The 20,895-nt window shown below is 31.7% G+C and carries 19 protein-coding genes; 18 read left to right on the top strand and 1 reads right to left on the bottom strand.

The features are described 5' to 3' along the window. Positions 1–10: 10 nt before the first annotated feature. The 18 genes from Q0945_RS02440 (at position 11) to Q0945_RS02355 (ending at position 18,724) form a co-directional block, all read left to right on the top strand. A complete protein-coding gene (locus Q0945_RS02440) occupies positions 11–1,207 on the top strand; it encodes a beta-ketoacyl-[acyl-carrier-protein] synthase family protein (RefSeq protein ID WP_299430430.1) in 1,197 nt (398 codons plus the stop codon). After that, a complete protein-coding gene (locus Q0945_RS02435; protein ID WP_299430428.1) occupies positions 1,207–2,271 on the top strand; it encodes a beta-ketoacyl synthase N-terminal-like domain-containing protein in 1,065 nt (354 codons plus the stop codon). Before Q0945_RS02440 ends, Q0945_RS02435 begins: the two co-directional genes overlap by 1 nt. Beyond that, the gene (locus Q0945_RS02430; protein ID WP_299430426.1) at positions 2,265–3,041 is read left to right on the top strand and encodes a polysaccharide deacetylase family protein; all 777 of its coding nucleotides are present in this window, start codon (positions 2,265–2,267) and stop codon (positions 3,039–3,041) included. The genes Q0945_RS02435 and Q0945_RS02430 overlap by 7 nt, the downstream gene beginning before the upstream one ends. Then, positions 3,034–3,657: an outer membrane lipoprotein carrier protein LolA gene (locus Q0945_RS02425; protein WP_299430424.1), complete on the top strand. Its 624-nt coding sequence runs from the start codon at positions 3,034–3,036 to the stop codon at positions 3,655–3,657. Before Q0945_RS02430 ends, Q0945_RS02425 begins: the two co-directional genes overlap by 8 nt. Beyond that, on the top strand, positions 3,638–4,246 hold the full coding sequence (locus Q0945_RS02420; protein ID WP_299430422.1) for a hypothetical protein: 609 nt from the start codon (positions 3,638–3,640) through the stop codon (positions 4,244–4,246). Before Q0945_RS02425 ends, Q0945_RS02420 begins: the two co-directional genes overlap by 20 nt. A gap of 1 nt (position 4,247) precedes the next feature. Beyond that, a complete protein-coding gene (locus tag Q0945_RS02415) occupies positions 4,248–4,835 on the top strand; it encodes a porin family protein (RefSeq protein ID WP_299430420.1) in 588 nt (195 codons plus the stop codon). A 3-nt stretch (positions 4,836–4,838) separates the two neighbouring features. Continuing rightward, positions 4,839–5,207 carry a 3-hydroxyacyl-ACP dehydratase gene (locus tag Q0945_RS02410; RefSeq protein WP_299430418.1) on the top strand — a complete coding sequence of 123 codons (369 nt, stop codon included), beginning with the start codon at positions 4,839–4,841 and terminating at the stop codon, positions 5,205–5,207. A gap of 1 nt (position 5,208) precedes the next feature. Then, positions 5,209–5,694, top strand: a complete 486-nt coding sequence (locus tag Q0945_RS02405) for a hypothetical protein (RefSeq protein WP_299430416.1) — start codon at positions 5,209–5,211, stop codon at positions 5,692–5,694. Positions 5,695–5,761: 67 nt separating this feature from the next. Then, entirely contained in the window at positions 5,762–6,964 is a 1,203-nt protein-coding gene (locus Q0945_RS02400; protein ID WP_299430414.1) for a DUF2062 domain-containing protein, read from the top strand. Continuing rightward, a complete protein-coding gene (locus Q0945_RS02395) occupies positions 6,957–10,631 on the top strand; it encodes an MMPL family transporter (RefSeq protein WP_299430412.1) in 3,675 nt (1,224 codons plus the stop codon). The genes Q0945_RS02400 and Q0945_RS02395 overlap by 8 nt, the downstream gene beginning before the upstream one ends. A gap of 8 nt (positions 10,632–10,639) precedes the next feature. Then, complete coding sequence (locus Q0945_RS02390) at positions 10,640–12,190, top strand: NAD(P)/FAD-dependent oxidoreductase (RefSeq protein ID WP_299430410.1); 1,551 nt, start codon at positions 10,640–10,642, stop codon at positions 12,188–12,190. Further along, positions 12,190–13,062, top strand: a complete 873-nt coding sequence (locus tag Q0945_RS02385; RefSeq protein ID WP_299430408.1) for a cupin-like domain-containing protein — start codon at positions 12,190–12,192, stop codon at positions 13,060–13,062. Before Q0945_RS02390 ends, Q0945_RS02385 begins: the two co-directional genes overlap by 1 nt. A 1-nt stretch (position 13,063) precedes the next feature. Continuing rightward, the gene (locus tag Q0945_RS02380; protein ID WP_299430407.1) at positions 13,064–14,749 is read left to right on the top strand and encodes a C45 family peptidase; all 1,686 of its coding nucleotides are present in this window, start codon (positions 13,064–13,066) and stop codon (positions 14,747–14,749) included. Beyond that, complete coding sequence (locus tag Q0945_RS02375) at positions 14,746–16,035, top strand: AMP-binding protein (protein WP_299430405.1); 1,290 nt, start codon at positions 14,746–14,748, stop codon at positions 16,033–16,035. Before Q0945_RS02380 ends, Q0945_RS02375 begins: the two co-directional genes overlap by 4 nt. 21 nt (positions 16,036–16,056) lie before the next feature. Then, a complete protein-coding gene (locus Q0945_RS02370; RefSeq protein ID WP_299430403.1) occupies positions 16,057–16,506 on the top strand; it encodes a hypothetical protein in 450 nt (149 codons plus the stop codon). Positions 16,507–16,566: 60 nt separating this feature from the next. Next, positions 16,567–17,133, top strand: coding sequence for a Crp/Fnr family transcriptional regulator (locus Q0945_RS02365; RefSeq protein WP_299430401.1), 567 nt, complete (start codon positions 16,567–16,569; stop codon positions 17,131–17,133). A gap of 52 nt (positions 17,134–17,185) precedes the next feature. Continuing rightward, positions 17,186–17,635 carry a hypothetical protein gene (locus Q0945_RS02360; RefSeq protein WP_299430399.1) on the top strand — a complete coding sequence of 150 codons (450 nt, stop codon included), beginning with the start codon at positions 17,186–17,188 and terminating at the stop codon, positions 17,633–17,635. A 408-nt stretch (positions 17,636–18,043) separates the two neighbouring features. Then, entirely contained in the window at positions 18,044–18,724 is a 681-nt protein-coding gene (locus Q0945_RS02355; protein ID WP_299430397.1) for an ATP-binding cassette domain-containing protein, read from the top strand. Positions 18,725–18,738: 14 nt separating this feature from the next. On the opposite strand, the gene recQ is transcribed toward Q0945_RS02355, so the two are convergent. Continuing rightward, positions 18,739–20,829: a DNA helicase RecQ gene (gene recQ / locus Q0945_RS02350; protein WP_299430395.1), complete on the bottom strand. Its 2,091-nt coding sequence runs from the start codon at positions 20,827–20,829 to the stop codon at positions 18,739–18,741. Positions 20,830–20,895: the final 66 nt, after the last annotated feature.

Below are 20,895 nucleotides of genomic sequence, written 5' to 3'. Positions count from 1 at the left end.
TTAAGAATCTATGAATAAGGGAGTTGCAATAACTGGAATGGGAATTATTTCTGCGATTGGAAACAATGTAGAAGAGAATTATAATTCCTTAATTTCTGGAAACAAAGGCATTTCTAGAATTTCTAAAATAGATACGGTTCATAAAAATGCTATTATGGTTGGTGAAATTGCTTTCACTAACAAAGAGCTAGAACAACAATTAGGAATACCACCAGACAACAATTATTCTAGAACAGCTCTTTTAGGATTAGTAGCGGCTAAGGAAGCAATGAAAAATGCTAATATTCTAGATGTTACGGCGTACAAAACTGGATTAATTTCGGCAACTAGTGTTGGCGGAATGGATATGACAGAGAAATACTATTACGACTATCTAGAAACTGATGCGCATAGAAAATATATAGAAGGCCATCATGCAGGAGATTCTACCCAAAAAATAGCAGAAGAGTTAGGTATAAAAGAAAGCTTAGTTACTACTATTAGTACTGCATGTTCCTCGGCAGCAAATGCTATAATGTATGGTGCCAGACTTATAAAATCTGGAAAGTTAGACCGTGTTGTGGTTGGCGGTGCAGATTGCTTATCTAAATTTACTATTAATGGTTTTAAAACCTTAATGATATTATCAGACACCTATAATACTCCTTTTGATGAAAATAGAAAAGGGCTAAATTTAGGAGAAGCAGCAGCTTTTTTAGTACTAGAATCTGATGCCTTGGTGGCTAAAGAAAATAAAAAAGTATTGGCCTACGTAAAAGGATATGGGAATGCTAATGATGCTTATCACCAAACAGCATCTTCGGAGAATGGAGATGGAGCTACTTTAGCAATGGAAAAAGCTTTAAAAGTTGCCAATTTAAAGCCAGAAGCTATAGATTATATAAATGCGCACGGCACTGCAACAGGAAATAATGATTTATCGGAAGGTAGAGCTATAATACGTGTTTTTAAAGATGCTGTTCCAGATTTTAGTTCTACAAAACCATATACAGGACATACCTTAGCAGCTGCAGGTGGTATAGAGGCAGTGTACTCTATTTTAGCACTTCAGAATAATGTGATATTTCCTAATTTAAATTTTACAACTCCTATGAAGGAGTTTGCAATTAGGCCACAAGTAGAAATAAAAGAAAAAGAATTAAATACAGTTTTATCAAATTCTTTAGGGTTTGGAGGAAATTGTTCCACCGTAATATTTTCTAAATAATGAAAAAAGTTTTTATAAACGGTTGTGGTGTTATTTCTGCTCAGAAAACCTTTGATAATAAAGCGTTTTTAGAGGAAGTAATTACCTATAATGACAGAGTTATGCCTGTGGTAAACCCTGTTTATAAAGATTTTATTTCTGGCGGTGCAGCTCGTAGAATGGCACTTGGTGTAAAAATGGGAGTAGTTGCTTCTAACCTTGCTATGCAAGACGCACAAATAGATTCAGTAGATGCAATAATCACAGGAACTGGAATGGGGTGTTTAATAGACTCTGAAAAATTCTTGAGTAAATTAATAGATAATAATGAGGAGTTTTTAACCCCAACTTCATTTATACAGTCTACACACAATACTGTCGGCGGACAAATAGCTCTTGGCATACAATGCAAAGGATATAATTTTACATATGTACATTCTGGAGCGTCTTTTGAGTCGGCTTTACTAGATGCGCAATTACAATTATCTTCAGGTGAAGAAGAAAATATACTAGTTGGTGGTGTAGACGAGAATGCCCCACATACAGTTAAGATTCATCAGTTAATAGGTTTTGTAAAAGAAGAAAACACAGCTACTTCTTCTTTATTAGAAAGTAACACTTCTGGAGCTATTTTTGGAGAAGGGGCGGGCTTCTTTGCACTATCTGCTAAACAACAAGAGAGTTCTTACGCTCAAGTAATTGCAATAGAAACCCTAAATACACTTTCAAAAGAAAATTTAGAAAAACGCATAATTTCTTTTTTAGAAGAAAGCGGTTCTAATGTATCCGAAATAGATGCTGTTATCCTAGGTAATAATGGCGATGTAGATTTTGACGGGTATTATAATCTGCTTTCTGAAGGTGTTTTTGCAAATACACAACAAGTATATTACAAACATTTAAGTGGCGAGTATAATACAGCATCTTCTTTTGGCTTTTGGTTAGGAGCTAAGGTTCTTAAAACCCAATCTATCCCAGATGTGGTTAAACTAAATCAAAAACAAACTAGCACTTTAAAAACCATTCTATTATATAATCAGTATAGAGGAGAAAATCATAGCTTCACTTTACTAAAACAATGCTAAGGTTTGGTAACGTAAATAGAATTGTAATTGCGCTTTTCTGTTTGTTATTAATTGCAAATTATTGGCTTCCTATCCCTTTTTATTTATATGGTATTATAGCTTTTATTTGGTTTGCGTTAACAGTTTTTGGCTCTTTCTTTATACAATGGAATTACCATTTAACCTCCCATCATAAAAATCAAAGAATAGAAGAAAATAAAGTCGCCATTACTTTTGATGACGGTCCGCATCCAGAATTTACACCTCAAGTATTAAACCTTCTAGAAAAATATAATGCAAAAGCTACTTTTTTTTGTATAGGTAAAGAGATAAAGGAACACCAAGATATTGTTTCTACAATATTAGAAAAAGGCCACACTATAGGGAACCATACTTATTCACATACTCGTAATTTTGGATTTTTAAGTACAGAAAAAGTAAAGCAAGAATTAGAGGAAACAAATGCTCTTGTAAAAGCTATTTTTAACAGAAATATGCGTTTATACAGGCCAGCTTTTGGGGTATCAAACCCAAGAATTAAAAAAGCAGTAAAAGAGTTGAAATTAACTTCTATAGGCTGGAGTGTTCGTTCTTTAGACACTACTAAAAGATCAAAGAATATGGTGGTGCGTAGAATAACCAAAAACTTAAAAAAGGGCGATATTATTCTTTTACATGATACTAGTACTAAAAGCGTGGCTGTTTTGGAACAGTTATTGCTATTTTTACAGCAGAAAAAAATGCAGTCTATACCTGTGAATGAATTACTAGATATTGTAGCTTATGAATAAAATAGTATATTTTCTTTTTTTTATTGCTTTAGGAACAGTAGCTACGGCACAAACAAAAATGAGCTCTAAAGAGGCTGATGTATTAAAGAATAAAGTGAAAGTTACTGCAAATAAAACCCAATCTATCTCTAGTGATTTTACCCAATACAAACATTTAGATTTTTTGTCTAATGATATAGAGTCTACAGGGAAGCTATCTTTTAAAGCTCCAAATACAGTAAAATGGGAATATATAAAACCTTTTGCGTATTCCGTTTTGTTTAAAGGAGAAACCCTTTATATAAATAATGAAGGAGATAAGAGTAATGTAGATATTGGTTCTAATAAGTTATTTAAAGAGCTAAATACACTTATAGCTGCTAGTATAAAAGGGGATATGTTTAATGATGAATACTTTACTATTACCTATTTTAAAAAAGATAAAAATAGCGAAGTGCATTTTGCTCCAAAAGACCCAAAATTATCCGAATTTATAAAAGCCTTTCACATTACATTTACTAGTAATGGGGATGTTTTGGAAGTAAAAATGGTAGAGCCTTCTAATGATTATACACAGATTATTTTTTCTAATCGTGAAGTAAATAAAGTAATTCCAGATGCGGTATTTGCTCAGTAGTATTTGTTTGTTAGTTATGGTTTCCTGTGCAAGTTATCCTAAGAAAAATGGTTTTGCAGAAAGCAATATAAGCGTATCTCAAGTTTATAATCCTTATTTTTCTAATGCAACAAAGGATTATGTTTATAAGGCCGATTTACAGTTTTACAAAAAAAAATTATCTGGAATTATTATCATAAAAAAGATTGCAGATAAAGAGCATAGATTAGTTTTTACAACGGAAATGGGAAATAAAATTTTAGATTTTTCATTTTATAAAAATGACTTTAAAGTAAATCATATCTTGGAAGATATGAATAAGAAAATTATTTTGAATGTTTTAGAAAGAGACTTTACAACATTAGTAAAAGAATTTAATGTAAGTACCCAAACTTATACTAAAGAACATATTCAAGTTAAAGAAGCGGAAGTATTAAACAAAAACCATTTTTATTTTTATGAGAATATAGGGTTAACAAAAATTATTAGAGAGGATAAGGGAAAAGAAAAAGTGGTATATCATTTTTTAAACATAGAGGATGCTGCTGCAAAGCGTATTTTAATAGAACATAAAAACATCAAATTAAAAATACAATTAAAAAGAATTTAAGATGAAGAAGGTAATTTTAGCAACCCTATTTTTTGCTTTTTCTATTGTAGGTTTTGCACAATCTAAAGTAAACCCAGGAATACGTTTAGGGATAAATAGTGCTAACATTTCTAATACTAATTTAGAGGATAAAATTGGACTTAATGGCACTATTTTTTTAGATGTTAGGTTCACGAATTTTTACGCTTTACAACCAGAAATAGGGTTTTCTAGTCAAGGCGGAGAATCTTCTAATGATGAAGAAGATTTGAATATAAACTATATTTCTATAGCTGCAGTAAATAAATTTTATGTAGCACCTAAACAAGGATTTCATTTTATTTTGGGGCCTAGTTTAGATTTAGATTTTGATAATAATTTTATAAATATAGTTAATGATACAAATGAGTCTGATGTTACACCAATAGATTTATCTTTGCTTTTTGGAATAGGATATGAATTTCCTTTTGGACTTATAATAGAAGCGCGTTACAAACAAGGTCTTGTTAATATAGACTTGTTTGATGACTTTTTTGACGATTATAATGGTAATAATACAAGCTTAAACAATGTTTTTCAAGTAGGTATAGCTTATAAATTTAAGATTTAAAATATGTTGATAGAAGGATTATATAGTGTAGAAGATTTTACAGAAGAAGCAGGAACTGTAATTGCAACTATAAAAATATATAAAGAACACGATATTTTTAAAGGTCATTTTCCTGGGAATCCAGTAATGCCAGGAGTTTGTATGATACAGATTATAAAAGAACTTACAGAGAAAGCAACAGGAAAGCAGTTGTTTTTATCGGTGTCTTCTAACATTAAATTTATGGCAATTATTAACCCAGAAAAGAATGCTACTCTTAAACTTACTTTAACAATTACAGAAGTAGAGGATGCCATTAAGGTTAAAAATACAACCTCTTTTGAGGAAACCCTTGCATTAAAATTAAGTGCAACCTTTAAAATTATAAGCTAACATGAAATTTTTCATTGGTAATATACTTTTAATACTAAGTTTTCTAAGCCATAATTTAACCGAAATTAGAAAGGATTTTATATTGGCAAGTGATAGTAAAGAAGTTTCTGAAAAGCTATATATAGCTTTAGAAAATATTACTAAAGAAAGTAAACCTATTTTAGTAGCTTATAAAGGAGCAACTGCTACCCTAAAAGCAAAGCATAGTAAAGGAATAAAACAAAAAAAGAGCTTCTTTAAAGAAGGGGTAGACTATTTAGAATTTTCTATACAAAAAGCACCAAAAAATATAGAGATACGTTGCATTCGCTTAAGTGTGCAAGAGCATTCGCCAAAAATTTTAAAGTACAAGAGTAAAATAGAAGAAGACAAACAATTTTTAATAGACCATTATAAAAAAAATACAGATAAGGCTATCAAGAAGTTTGTTAAAGATTATGTTTTGCAATCTTCTCTTTTTACTGCTTCTGAAAAGAAGTTGTTTTAGTATTTTCAATTGTTATCTTTGTTAAAAACTAAAGTCTTTGTAAAAGACCTCCACAACGTATATATTTTTGGCAGAAAACACATCATCTATAAAGGAGTCTATGGAGCAGCTAAAATGTTGTGTAGTTATTCCAACCTACAATAATCAAAAAACCTTAAAAAGAGTTATTTTAGGCGTTCTTGCGTATAGCCAAGATATTATTATAATAAATGATGGCTCTACAGATGCTACTTCCAATGTTTTAGAAGAATTTAAGCATTTAAACTGTATAGTATTACAAGAAAATAAAGGAAAAGGTAATGCATTAAGAGTAGGTTTTAAAAAGGCCTTTGAGTTGGGCTTTACCTATGCCATTACGATAGATTCTGACGGGCAACACTTCCCAGAAGATATTCCTGTTTTTATAAATGCTTTAGAAAAAGAAGAAACCAAAAATGTTCTTTATATAGGCGCTCGTAATATGGGACAGACTGATGTTCCTAAGAAAAGTAGCTTTGGAAATAAGTTTTCTAACTTTTGGTTTTGGTTTGAAACTGGAGTAAAATTAAAAGACACCCAAAGTGGCTTTAGGTTGTATCCAATTTCAGAACTAATGGATTTAAAATTTTACACTCCTAAATTTGAGTTTGAAATAGAGGTTATAGTAAGAGCAGCTTGGAAAGGAACTTTAGTAAAGAATTTACCAGTACAAGTTACCTACAATGAAAAGGAAAGAGTGTCGCATTTTAGACCTTTTAAAGATTTTACAAGAATAAGTATATTAAATACTTGGTTGGTATTAATTGCTTTGCTTTATATAAAACCAAGAGATTTATACAGGCGTTTTAAAAAAAAAGGATTTAAACGATTTATAAGGGAAGATTTTTTGCAGAATGATGATTCTCCAAGAAAAAAAGCACTCTCCATAGCATTAGGAATTTTTATTGGTCTTTCTCCATTATGGGGTTTACATACCGTAATAGTTATTTCTTTAGCCATACTTTTAAAATTAAACAAAGTCTTAGCATTTACTTTTTCTAATATAAGCTTACCGCCATTTATACCTTTTGTATTGTATGCAAGCTCTAAAGTTGGACAATTTATGTTAGGAGATTATTATTCCTATACCATAGAAGAAATGACTACTAATTTTGAAGGTCTTAAACACCTAAAAACGTACATAGTAGGTAGTCTAACGCTTGCTACATTTGGAGCCATTTTATTTGGACTCTCTGCATATTTATTTTTAACTGTTTTTGAGAAAAAAAAGCTAGTAAGTCATAATGGGTAATTTTCTATATAAAATATATGAACTATTACGTAAGCAAAAAGTTGTTGGCTTACTCTCATTCTTTACTATTTTAATAGCTTTTGGTTTTATTGCTAGTAAAATTTCTTTCGAGGAAGACATTACAAAGCTTATCCCTGTTAATACTGATAATAAAGACTATCAAAAAGTACTAAAGACCGTTAAGTTTACAGATAAAATTATTGTAAACATTAAAAGAGAACCTAATAGTAAGGTTTCAGATATTACTGCTTATGCAAATACGTTTTTAGATAGCCTATCTAAGGAGTCTAATTATGTGGAAAATATTCAAGGGAAAGTTTCGGATGCTGTTGTTTTTAATACGATTGATTTTGTTTACAAAAATTTACCGCTTTTTTTAGAGGCCTCAGATTATAAAATTCTGGAACAAAAAACGACAAGAGATAGTTTACTAAGCATTACAAAGCAAAATTACAATACCCTTATTTCTCCTACGGGAATAATTGCAAAAAAAACTATTTTAAAGGATCCATTAGGATTGTCTTTTATGGCAATGAAAAAATTGCAAAGTTTAGGTGTTGGGGACGATTTTACTCTTAAAGATGGCTTTTTACTAAGTAAAGATGAGCAACATATATTGCTTTTTATCACCCCAAAATACCCTTCTAGTGAAACCGATAAGAATACTAGATTTTCTACATCGCTATATAAAATACAAGAAGAGTTAAACACAGCATATAAGGGTAAAGTAAGTAGCGAGTATTTTGGTGCTGCCTTAGTTGCAGTAGCCAATGCAAACCAAATTAAAAAGGACATCCAGTTTACAGTAGGAATAGCATTAACACTACTACTTGTAATTCTAATTTTTTTCTACCGTAAAATTACAGTACCTATTGTCCTTTTTTTACCAACTATTTTTGGAGGGCTATTATCGGTGGCTATTCTATATCTTTTGCGGGGTAAAATTTCTGCAATTTCTTTAGGAATTGGCTCGGTACTTTTGGGAGTAACCCTAGATTACTCATTACATATACTAACACATATAAGAAATAACAAGAGTATAAAAAATTTGTATATAGATGTTGCACCATCTATTTTAATGAGTAGTGTAACAACGGCAAGTGCATTTTTATGTTTGTTATTTATAAAATCGCAAGCATTACAAGACCTTGGTATTTTTGCTGCTATAAGTGTTTTAGGGGCATCTTTTTTTGCTTTGCTATTAATTCCGCAAATATATAGAGCTAAGAAAGAAAAGGTTTCTAAAAAGAATATTTTAGACCGTATAGCATCGTATGAAATTCATAAAAACAAAATTGTTCTTTCAGGTATAGCTTTAGTATTAGTAGTTTGCACTTTTACGTATAATAAGGTGTTGTTTAATACAGATATTGCTAAGATGAATTATGAGCCTAAAGCATTGTTAGATGCTCGTAATAATTTAGAAACATTGACAGATATTGGTTCAAAATCTATCTACGTAGCAGCATACGGAAATAATTTAGAAAGTGCTTTACAGGTTAATGATAGTATTTACAATCTATTACAAGAATATAAGGATAAGAATGTACTTAAAAATTATAGCTCAATAGGAGCATTGGTTTCTTCTCAGAAAAAACAAGAAGAAAAGATTAAACGTTGGCAGCAATTTTGGAATATAACTAAAACCAAACAAACCAAAAACGACTTAATAGTAGCAGGAGAAGAACTAGGCTTTAAACCAAAAACATTTAGTCCTTTTTATGCTGCTTTAGAAAAAGAATACCAACCTTTAACATTAGAGAATTATAAGAGTATAAACGTATTGGTAATAGAAGACTTTATTGGCACTAAAGAAGATTTTACAGCAGTAACTTCTTTGCTAAAAGTAGAGACTTCAGAAAATGCCCAAATCATTAAGAAAACTCTTAAGAATAAGCAAACAATTTTAATAGATCGCCAAGGAATGAACGAAGCTTTCCTGGGGAATCTCAAAAACGATTTTAACCGCCTAATTGGTTATTCGGTACTTGCAGTTTTAATCTTATTGCTTCTTTTTTATAAAAGCTTTTCTTTAACCTTAGTAACAGGAGTTCCTATTTTCTTAACCTGGTTTTTAACCATTGGTATTATGGGACTTTTGGGAATAGAGTTTAATATTTTTAATATCATTATTTCTACCTTTATTTTTGGATTAGGTGTAGACTATAGTATTTTTATTACCAACGGTTTTCTGGCAGAAAATAGAACAGGAGAAAAAATAGTACCAACACATAAAACATCCATATTATTATCGGTAATTACTACAATTTTAGGAGTTGGCGTTCTAATTTTTGCGAAGCATCCAGCTTTATATACCATTTCGGTTGTTTCTTTAGTAGGTATACTATCTGCAGTGCTTATAGCATTTACGGTACAACCTTTATTATTTAAATTGTTTATTGGTAATAAAACCAAAAGGCCTATTTCTTTTCGTCTTTTCATACATTCTGTTTTGTCTTTTACTTATTTTGGTTTAGGTGGTTTGGTGCTTTCTTTTTTTAGTTTAGTATTAAAAATAATTCCAGTTTCCAAGAAAATAAAAATGGGAGGTTTCCATAGGTCTATTTCTAAACTTATGGGTTCAGTACTATATACCAATGGTTTTGTATCTAAAGAAATAATTAATTTAAAGAAAGATACTTTTAAAGAACCGGTTATGATTATTGCCAACCATACCTCTTTCTTAGATATTTTAGGAATAGGAATGTTGCATCCAAAAATTGTTTTTTTGGTGAACGATTGGGTATATAATTCTCCCGTATTTGGTAAAGCAGTACAAGCAGCAGGTTTTTATCCAGTTTCTAAAGGAATAGAAAATGGAGAAGAACATTTGCGTAAAAAAGTAGCACAAGGGTATTCGCTTATTACGTTTCCGGAAGGCACACGTTCTAGAACTAATAAAATAAAAAGGTTTCATAAAGGAGCCTTTCATTTGGCCGATAAATTAGGGCTAGACGTTCTCCCAATCCTAATTCATGGGAATTCGGAGGTATTACCAAAAGGTAGTTTTATTATTCGTGATGGGAGTATAACTATTAAGGTGTTAGATAAAATAGGAATTCAAGATTCTTCTTATGGAGTAACTACAAGAGAAAAAACGAAACAAATAAGTACTCATTTTAGAAAGAAGTTTAATGCAATACGAAAAGATGTAGAAAATACTTCATATTTTCATTCTTTAGTGTTGTTAGAATATAGGTATAAAGGAAATCGTATATATAATAACGTTAAGTCAGATCTAAAGCTAAATGCTTCTATTTATAAAGAAATTATAGATTATTTAGATTCTAAAGCATTAATTATACATTTATCTAAAGATTTTGGCCAATTAGATTTTTTATTAAAATTAGATGCTCCAGACAGAAAAATAACAACATATATTAAAGATTCTGAAGCCAGAGAAATTGTTGCTAATAGTTACATTACACATAATTATAAGAAATATAATTTTTCAAATACGGTATTAGAAGCCTTTAAAGACTCAGCAAATGTGGCTATATTAAATTTAGATTTTTTGAATTCTGAAGAAGTCATGGCACTTTTAAAATCTGAAATTACTATCTTAATCCTTTTAAAAGAAAGTAAATCTTTAAATATTGATACTATTCTAGAAAACGGATTTACCATAGATAAAGAATTACCAGAAGCCCTATTTTTAAAGCGATAAATTAAAGAATGAATAAGAAGTATGATGTTGTAATTGTTGGCAGTGGTATGGGAGGCCTTGTTTCTGCTATTATTTTAGCAAAAGAAGGAAAGAGTGTATGCGTGCTAGAAAAAAACAACCAATATGGTGGTAACCTACAAACATTTGTACGCGAAAAAACCATTTTTGACACTGGGGTGCATTATATAGGCGGATTGTCTAAAGGACAAAATTTATATCGTTACTTTAAATATTTAGGCATTTTTGATGGGCTAAATTTAAAAAAGATGGACGTAAATGGTTTTGATATTATCACTTTTGATAAAGATGAAAAGGAATACAGCCACGCCCAAGGTTATGAAAGATTTGAACAGTCTTTAATAGACCAATTCCCAGAAGAAGAAGACGGTATTAAAGCTTATTGTAAAGATTTAAAAGAAACATGCGATAAATTTCCGCTTTATAATTTAAAATTAGGAAAACCTTATTATGATGATACCGAGCTTTTTTCGCTTCCGGCTAAAGCACATATAAATTCTTTTACCACTAATAAAAAATTACAGGCAGTACTAGCGGGTTCTAATTTATTGTATGCAGGAGAGTCTGATAAGACTCCATTTTATGTGCATGCACTTTCTGTAAACTCTTATATAGAAAGTTCGTACCGTTGCGTAAATGGTGGTAGCCAAATAACCAAGCTATTAATTAGAAAGTTAATAGAAAACGGTGGTGAAGCATATAAACATAAAGAGGTAAATCAATTAGAATATAAAGAAAAGCAAATTGTTGCGGCACATACTAAAGACGGTACTATTGTAAAAGGAGACCTTTTTATATCTAACATAGAACCAAAACTAACTTTAAAATTAGTTGGGGAAACCAATTTTAGAAAAGCCTATAGTAATCGTATTAAAGATATAGACAGTACCATATCGGCCTTTAGTATTCATTTGGTATTAAAACCTGAGATGGTAAAGTATTTAAATAAAAATTACTACCATTATAAAACTCCAGAAGCAGTTTGGAACTGCCATAACTATACCCAAGAAAACTGGCCATTAGGGTATATGGTTTCTATGGGTGTAAAAAAAGGATTAGGTGAGTGGGCAGATCAATTAACGGTTATTACCTATATGAAATATGATGAGGTAAGGCCATGGGATAATACATTTAATACTGTTGCGCATAAAAATGATAGGGGAGAAACCTATGAAGAATTTAAAAAGAATAAAGCAGAGCAACTTATAAAAGAGTTAGAAAAAAAATTCCCAACAATAAGAGAATGTATACAAACGGTGTACACCTCTACACCATTATCCTATAGAGATTATATAGCCTGTAATGAAGGTTCTATGTATGGCTATGTAAAAGATGTAAATAATCCTTTAAAATCTGTCTTGTCCCCAAGAACAAAAATTAAAAACTTGTTATTTACAGGACAAAGTCTAAATATGCATGGCATTTTAGGGGTTACCATTAGCGGAATTGTTACCTGTTCCGAAATTTTAGGAAGGGAATATTTGTTAAATAAAATTACAGAACCTACCGCAAAAGAAAACATTGTAAAAGTAAATGCGTAATGGGAAAATTTAAAATCACTCCTATAGAGAGTGTAAAAAATATTACCAAAGCAGATTTTATAAAAAAGTACTACAAGCCACAACGTCCAGTTTTAATAGAAGGCTTAACTAAAGATTGGCCTGCCTATGAAAAATGGACGCTAGATTATATCCAGGAAAGAGCAGGAGAGCAAATTGTACCACTTTACAATAATGAACCTGCAAAAGATAAAGAGAGTGTATACGCTCCAGTAAAAGAACTTAAGCTATACGATTATATAGAAATTTTAAAAACCAAGCCTACCGATTTACGGATTTTCTTTTATGACATTCTAAAAAGTATGCCAGAACTATTAAAAGATTTTAAGTATCCAGATATTGGGTTAAAATTCTTTAAAAGACTACCTGCTTTGTTTTTTGGAGGTGGAGATTCTAAAGTTTTTATGCACTATGATATTGATTTGCCAGACAGTATGCATTTTCATTTTCATGGCGATAAAAGTGTAACTTTATTTTCTCCAGAGCAAACCCAATATTTATATAAAGTTCCTTTTTCAATACACAATATTGATAAGATAGATATGGATAATCCAGATTTTGAAAAATACCCAGCATTGCAGTATGCAGAAGGGATACAGGTACAGATGAAGCATGGCGATGCTTTGTATATGCCAAGTGGTTATTGGCATTATATAAAATACCTTAATGGTGGTTTTTCTATGACTTTACGTGCATTACCAAGGACTCCAAAACGTTTTTTAAATATGCTGTATAATGTGGCAATTATGCGTCATTTTGATAATATTACACGTAAGTTCTGGGGACAAAAATGGTTAAATTACAAAGAAGAACTCGCGGTTAAAAAAACACATAAAAATTTAGAAAAACATTAGAATGAAATTAAAATTGAACTCTTTTTTTTCTATTGTAGTTGCCTTTATTTTAAGTACGTTACTGTTCTCTTGTGGTGTTTCTAAGTCTTTAAAAAATGTGCCAGATATTAGTAATTATTCTCTAGAAAAACCGCAGAGAATTAAAGTTTCGGATACTAGTTATGTTACCCAAAACGGATTTTTAAATAAAAATAAACAAGGGCAATGGGAGCTTTATGTAAAAGGCAACCCAATGCAGTTGGGTTTAGCAACAGGATCACTAACGCAAGAGCTTTTTCATAAACAAGAAAATGCATTATTATCTAAGGTAGACGAAATGGTACCTTCTAAAACTAAGCAGTATTTATTGCGTAAATTTTTAGCTTGGTTTAATCGTAAAATGTACTTGAATATTAATGAGGATTTTAAAGCAGAAATTTATGGTTTGTCTCAGTACGCATCGCCAAAATACCAGCATATTGCAGACCCATATCCTAGAATTTTATATTTGCATGGCGCACATGATATTGGCCATGCATTACAAGATTTAGCCCTAGTTGGTTGTTCCTCTTTTGCTGCTTGGGGAGATAAAACTGAAGATGGGAAACTTATAATTGGGCGTAATTTAGATTTCTATGCTGGCGATACTTTTGCAGAAGATAAGATAATAGCATTTATAGAACCAGATAAGGGGCACCCATTTATGTCTGTAACTTGGGGCGGAATGCTAGGGGTAGTTTCTGGAATGAATAATAAAGGGATAACGGTTACTATAAATGCAGGAAAATCTAAATTTCCTTTGGTAGCAAAAACTCCAATTTCTTTGGTCACTAGAGAAATTTTACAATATGCTAGTACTATCAAAGAAGCTATTGCAATTGCAAAGAGTAAAGAGGTTTTTGTTTCCGAATCTATCTTTGTGGGTAGTGCAAAAGATAAAGAGGTAGTCCTAATTGAAGTTTCTCCTAAGAACTTTGGAGTTTATAAAGTGGAGAATCAGAATACCTTGGTGTGTTCTAATCATTTTCAAAGTGCTGTGTATGCTGAAGATGAAAAAAATCAAAAACATATATTAGAGAGTCACTCTCAATATCGTTATGAACGCATGCAAGAGTTGCTGAAAGAAAACCCTAAAGTAACTCCAGAAATTGCGGTAAGTATTCTAAGGAACAAAGAAGGTTTAGATAACAAAGAGATTGGTTATGGTAATGAGAAGGCTTTAAATCAGTTATTAGCGCATCATGGTATTGTTTTTAAACCCGAAGAGTTATTAGTTTGGGTTTCTTCTAATCCGTATCAATTAGGAGAGTTTGTTGCGTACGATTTAAATACCATTTTTAAGGAAAAAGCTAAGAATTTAAAACCTAGGCGATTAGCAAACAACACCTTGAGCATAGCAAAAGACACTTTTCAATTTACAGATGCATTTACAAATTATGAGGCGTATAGAACTCTAAAACGTACCATTGAAAAAGCAATATATAAAGAGGAAAAAGTAGACTTACAGCTTTTTAAAGAGTTACAGAAGAAAAACCCAAACCACTGGGAAAGCTATTACATTAGCGGAAAATATTTATATGACCGAGGGTATTTTAGAGCTGCTTTGGCCGAATTTAATAACGCTAAAACAAAAGAAATTACTACACTTGTAGACCAAGAAAGTATAGAGGAGTATATTCGCAAAATAAAACGGAAAATAGACGCATGATTCCTGAAATAGAAAAGGCAGACAAGCAAACGATAAAAGCTTTTCAAGAAGAAAAACTAAGAGAACTTATATCTTATCTCCAGGAAAAATCTCCGTATTACAGACGTTTGTTCAAGAGTCATAAAATTGTTGCAGAGGATATTCAGACCTTGGACGATTTGGTAAAAATAACACCAACTACTAAGGAAGAGTTGCAAAAGCATAATCCTGATTTTCTATGTGTTTCTAAGACCAATATTGTAGATTATGTAACCACATCGGGCACCTTAGGAGACCCAGTTACCGTAGCTTTAACTGATGCCGATTTGGAGCGTTTGGCCTATAACGAGTCTATCTCTTTTGCTTGCGCTGGTATTACAAAGGAAGATGTTTTGCAACTTACTACGACTATGGATAGGCGTTTTATTGCTGGTTTGGCATATTTTTTAGGTGCCAGAAAATTGGGCGCCGGAATTATAAGAGTAGGCGCTGGCATTCCAGAATTGCAATGGGATACTATTGTAAAATTTAAACCTTCATATTTAATAGTAGTGCCTTCTTTTTTATTAAAATTGGTAAGCTATGCCGAGGAACATGGTATAGATTATAAAAATTCAGGTATAAAAGGAGCAGTTTGTATTGGAGAATCTCTTCGTAACCAAGATTTTTCTTTGAATATTTTAGGAAATAAAATTAAAGAGAAGTGGGATATCGATTTGTTTTCTACCTACGCCTCTACAGAAATGAGTACTGCCTTTACAGAATGTTCCGAAATGCAAGGAGGGCACCAACATCCAGAATTAATTATTGTGGAGGTCTTGGATAATAATAACCAACCTGTACCGGCAGGAACAGAAGGAGAATTAACGATTACAACACTTGGCGTAGAAGCTATGCCGCTTTTACGTTTTAAAACTGGCGATATTGTAGTGGCACATAATGATCCTTGCGCTTGCGGTAGAAACACGGTTAGGATAGGACCTTTGGTGGGTAGAAAAAAACAAATGGTAAAGTATAAGGGAACTACCCTTTATCCGCCAGCAATGGATAATCTTTTAAACGATTTTACAGAGGTAGAAAGCCATGTTATAGAAATTTACCATAACGATATTGGTACAGACGAAATTGGAATTAAAATAGCTTCTAATAACCAATCCGACGAATTACAGAACGAAATACGCGACCATTTTAGATCTAAACTTAGAGTTGCTCCAAAGATTGAATATTGTAGTAATGCAGAAATTCAAAAATTGAGAAGTTCTATGTTAGGCAGAAAACCAGTAACGGTAATTGATAGGCGAGGGTAAAGAGAAATTAAAATTTTAAGTATGAAGAAGTTTGTTGCTTTATGTATAATTATTTGCCTTTCTCAAATGGGAATAAATGCTCAAGAAATTACTATGGTTCCTAAGCTTTTAAAAACAGAGTATTATGAAGGTGATAAGGAAATTAGCAATAAAGAACTCAAAGCTATATTGGAAAAAGATGTAAAAGCATTTGGTAATTTAAAGAAATCAGAAACCTTTAGTGTACTATCTTGGGTTGCTCTTGCATCCGAAATCGGATTTGTAACATACGGAATAGCCAACAAAGATGTTAATAACCCAACAATAAATACCGGAGCATATACGTCGTTTGGAGGGGTACTTGTCTTTAGTGCTTTGGCCTATATACAAAAGAATAAAGCAATTAAAAAGTACAATCAAGGCTTAAGTAAACCAACTGTTTTTTCTATTATGCCTTCTAAAACAGGATTAGGTATTGTAATGCAATTTTAGAAAAAAAGAAATCTGCATCTTTTTAATTAAAGAGAAGTTATGCTTCTTTAAAACATCAATATGGAAGAAGTAAGAAAATCTCTAGATACTATCAGCAAGCTTTCGGATGCCGATTGGGAGATATTCTCTTCCAAATTAAAGAAATACGAAATAAAAAAAGGCGATGCGCTTTTAAAAGCAGGAAATTTAGAGCGCTATCTTAGTTTTATTATAGAAGGTTCTGCTAGAATTTATATTCCTAAAATAGAGAATGATGTAACTGTTAGGTTTGTTTTTGAGAATGAATTTGTGAGCTCTTATGCTTCTTTTTTAAACAGAGAACCAAGTATATTTCAGATAGATGCTATGTCTACTGTCGTAGTTTGGCGTTTAACCTATGCCGATCTTCAGGATATTTATAAAGAAACAGTTGATGGAAATAGTATTGGTAGGGTAACGGCAGAAACTTTGTTTCTTGCCAAATCTAAAAGAGAAGCGTCTTTATTAACCCGATCTGCTGAGGAAAGATATCTTAATTTATTTAGAGAAAGACCTAATTTAATAAAGGAAATTCCTCTTAAATATATAGCTTCTTATATTGGAGTAACTCCACAAGCTTTAAGTAGAATTCGAAAAAGAATTACTTAACCTAGGTTCATTGTTTGGTCTTTTAGCTACCTCTACTTTTGCTAAAAAAAAGATGAAACCATTTTTAATTCTTATTGTTGTTAGTATTCTTGCTCTTATTTTTATAAAAATAAGCACAGGAAATTATGATTATGCTTTTTCTGCACGTATAGGAATGTCTGCCATGTTGTTTTTTACAGCATTAGGGCATTTTATGTACGCAGACGGAATGGCTTTAATGATCCCCGACTTTATTCCTTTTAAAAAAGAGGTTATTATTGTAACTGGAATTATAGAAGTGTTTGGCGCTTTTGTTTTACACTTTTCGGAATACCGAGTACTAGTGGCATGGCTTTTAATTTTATTTTTTATAGCAATACTTCCTTCTAATATAAAGGCAGCAGTAGAAAATATAAACTATCAAAAAGCTACCTATGATGGGCCTGGATTAGTATATCTATGGTTTAGAGTGCCGTTACAAATATTCTTTATTGTTTGGATTTATTTATCTTCTATTAGATGATGTTATTTAAAAAAAGTATGATTAAATGAGTATTACAAAAGAATTGGCTTTTTTTTAAGTCTAAACATTCCCTATTTAATCTATTTTTAAGGAATTGAAGTTACAGGCGGTACTTCTTTAGATGTAAAATATTGTTCTGAGATTTTTAAAAAACATATTACTCTTTCAAAAAAGAATATTTTTTGGAGCACTTTTAATTTCAATTCCTATTGGAATTTTATTTGGTGGGGCTTTATTAAATATTGCAATTAGCTATCTGGTAGCTGCTCCATTAGTGCATTTTTATGTTTATGATTTTCAGAGTAAACAAGAATATTATTATTACTATAATTTGGGTTTTAGTAAAACAATATTGTGGCTATCTACTTTAGGAGTAGGAGTTTTTAACATTTTAATACTCTTACTATTATGAAAAAATTACATGTAGATAGTATAACCAAGTCTTATAATAATAAAGTTTTATTAAGTGATATTTTTATTTCTTGTGAAATTGGAGAAATAAAAGGACTTTTAGGTAGAAATGGTTGTGGGAAATCTACTTTATTGAAAATTATTTTTGGTATTGAAAATTCAGATTCTAAGTTTGTTAGAATAGGAGATAAAGTTATCCAAAATGTTTCTCATGGTAGAGGCCTTTTAAATTATTTACCTCAAGAGAATTTTTTACCCAGTGACGTAAGAGTAAAATCTTTGATTACCCTTTTTCTTTCTAAGGAAAATAGAAATATTGTTCTGGAAAATTTCTATGTAAAACCATTGTGGAATAAAAAAGTAAAGCACCTTTCTGGTGGGGAGAAAAGAATAATAGAAATCTTATTAGTTATTCATTCCCAGGCAAAATATCTATTGCTAGACGAACCTTTTAATGGCGTGAGCCCATTAATGGTAGATTACATTATTGCATATATTAAAAAAATGAAGATAGATAAGGGAATTATTATCACGGATCATGATTATGAAAACGTAATAAAAGTTTCCGATACGGTATCTTTTTTAAAAGATGGGTATCTTAAAGAGTTAAAAGATAACAAGCAGTTAGTAGAATTGGGGTACTTAACTACAGCTACCTATAATGCTGTTTTTACATAGAAGTAGTGTCTTATTTAATTATCTAACAAATACAATCCCATTTTAATTTTCCAGTAGGGTATTTTTTCTTCAAAATAGGTAAAATAAGCTTTTAAACCATCTTCTGCTGTAAGTGCTTCTTTGGCTTTTTCTATTTTTTGTATTTCTTCGGAAGATATAAATTGGTCAAAATCTATGGGTTCACCATTTTCATGCATCTTTTGTAAATGTCCGTAGATGGTATCTTCTTTTATGCCTCTTTCTACAGCAATATCGCTAATAGAAATTCCGTTTTTAAACATACCATAAGATATTTCATGAGTAGGCACTTTTGTTTTTACGGTTCTTCTATACGCTGCTATTTCATCCATAAAAACCTTAGCATATTTCTTTAGTTTGGCAGCACCAACACCTGAAACTTTTTCAAAAGCTTCTATAGTCATAGGTTTTTTGGCTTCCATATCTTTTAAACTGGCATCGGTAAAAACTACATAGGCAGGCACGTTTTCTTCGGTTGCTATTTGCTGTCTTAGGGCACGTAATTTTTCAAACAAAGCACTTTGTTTTTTAACTGCCTTTGCTTTTTCTTTAGCCCTTTCTTTAAGGTCTATAAGGGTAGCCAATTGCAGTTTTTGTTTTTCAAATAAAATGGACTTTGCCAGCGGTGTTAATTCTAACTTAGAATGTTCTTTAAAGTTTATTTGCAGCACTCCTTGATTTAGTAATTGCACAATATATTGTTGCAAATCTTGCCAAGGAGTATCTTTTAAAGCACCGTAAGTTTTTATGTTTTGATATCCTTTATCTAATACCGCTGCGTTTTGAGAACCACGTAAAACATCTATAACCGTTCCCATAGCTTCTTGTTCCTTTAAGCGTACTATGGCAGAACATATTTTTTGGGCAAGCACCGTAGCATCAAAATAAGCAGGTGGGCGTTTGCATATATCGCAATTGCCACAAGCTTTGGTATTGTGTTCTCCAAAGTAATTTAATAATGCAATTCGCCTACAACTTAAAGCTTCGGCAAATTGTTGCATACGTTCTAATTTTGCCAATTGCACGGTAGTATTACCTCCGGTGTCTATAAATTTACGCAGCTGCAAAACATCAGAATAGCTGTAAAAAAGTAGAGTGTTAGCGTCTATACCATCACGGCCAGCTCTACCAATTTCTTGGTAATAACCTTCCAAGTTTTTAGGCATGTTGTAGTGAATAACCCAGCGTACATTACTTTTGTCTATACCCATTCCAAAGGCAATAGTAGCCACAATTATAGGTGTGCGATCATTTATAAATTCTTCCTGAATTGTAGAACGTTTTTCGGCCTGTATACCAGCGTGGTATGCTTTGGCTTTAAAACCTAGGTTGCAGAGCTGTTCGGCAATTTTTTCGGTACTTTTTCTGCTTAAACAATAGATAATACCACTTTCGGTACTTTTATCTTCTAAGAATTGCTGTATTTGTTGCATTCTATTTTGCCCAGGTCTAACCTCTAAATACAAGTTTGGTCTGTTAAAAGACGCCAAATGGCGCTCTGCATGTGGTATAGAAAGTTGGTCTAGAATATCATCTTGCGTAGCATGATCCGCGGTTGCTGTAAGTGCAATAACAGGTGTGTTTGGGTATTCTGTTTTTAAACGTCCAAGTTGTGTATATGCAGGTCTAAAATCATGGCCCCAAGAAGAAATACAATGCGCTTCATCTACCGCAAAAAGGTCTATAGTTATCGCTTTTAATTGTTGCTCTACAAGTGCTAGACTCTCAGGAGCTATGTAAAATAATTTAAGCTTACCTTCGACTAAATTTTTTAAGGTTTCTTGTTGTTCTTCGGTAGGTTGAGAACTATTGTAATAAGCAACCGAAACACCATTGGCGCGTAACACATCTACTTGATCTTTCATTAGTGCAATAAGTGGAGAAATAACCACGGTTGTGCCATCTAATGCTAATGCTGGTAATTGGTAACAGAGCGATTTGCCACCACCAGTAGGCATAATAGCCATTACGTCTTTTTTGTTTAGCACATTAGTGATAACCTCTAATTGGTTTGGTCTAAAAGAATCGTAACCAAAATGGGTTTTTAAAAGGCTAAGTAATTGTTGTTTTTGTTCTTCTTGTAGCATACGAGGTAAAGTTAAAGTATTTGCAGCATTGGTTACAAAACAAAAGAAACTGTTCTCTTAAAATTT

This window comes from uncultured Maribacter sp. (assembly GCF_947500405.1).
In the GTDB taxonomy this organism is placed as follows: domain Bacteria; phylum Bacteroidota; class Bacteroidia; order Flavobacteriales; family Flavobacteriaceae; genus Maribacter_B.
This window is presented reverse-complemented; position numbering and strand designations above follow the sequence as displayed.